General features: G+C 59.2%; 2 protein-coding genes. Both read left to right on the forward strand.

Features of this window, described 5'->3' with window-relative positions; all coding sequences use genetic code 11:
- A partial coding sequence (gene tnpA / locus INT21_RS16160; RefSeq protein ID WP_226930676.1) for an IS66 family insertion sequence element accessory protein TnpA occupies nt 1-303 on the forward strand: 303 nt, incomplete at its 5' end.
- On the forward strand, nt 303-671 hold the full coding sequence (gene tnpB, locus INT21_RS16165; RefSeq protein WP_081136160.1) for an IS66 family insertion sequence element accessory protein TnpB: 369 nt from the start codon (nt 303-305) through the stop codon (nt 669-671). The genes tnpA and tnpB, both read left to right, overlap by 1 nt.
- The last annotated feature ends 5 nt before the right edge of the window (nt 672-676 follow it).

The following is a 676-nucleotide window of genomic DNA, read 5'->3' on the forward strand; positions in this document are numbered from 1 at the left end:
CGCAAACGTCTCTGGCAGCAACATATCGAGGACTGGCAGGCGTCTGGTTTGTCCGGCATGGCCTACTGCCAACAGCAGTCGCTAACCTATTGCCGCTTTGTTTACTGGCGCAAAAAGCTGACCGAGCCGGAGGCGTCGGTTCCGGAACACCCCGTGTCGTCGCCCGGCTTTGCCAAGGTATCGGCAGTGCCTGGCCCGGAGTTGTCAGAGGGGTTAACGGTGTCCTTGCCCGGCGGCGTCTCGATCACCGGCCTGCACGCCGGCAATGTGGAATTGCTCGGTGCCGTGCTGAGGCAACTGTAATGCGCCACCGGTATCTTCGCCCCTCCTGGGACCTGCCGGAAATTTACCTGTATCGACAGCCCATCGATTTCCGCAAGCAGGCCAACGGCCTGGCGCTGATTGTCGAGCAGGAGCTGGGGCACAGTCCGTTCTCCGGCGCGCTTTACGCTTTCACCAACCGGCAGCGCAACAAGATCAAGTGCCTGATGTGGGAAGACAACGGTTTTGTGCTCTACTACAAGTCCCTGGCCGAGGAAAAATTCAAATGGCCGGGCCCGTCGGATGAGCTGATGCCGCTAAACGGCGAGCAGATCAACTGGTTGTTGGACGGCTACGACATCACCCTGCTCCAGGGCCATAAAACCCTGCATTATGAGAGCGTTGGGTAGCACTT

It is taken from the genome of Halomonas sp. 3F2F, assembly GCF_014897805.1.
Lineage (GTDB): Bacteria > Pseudomonadota > Gammaproteobacteria > Pseudomonadales > Halomonadaceae > Vreelandella.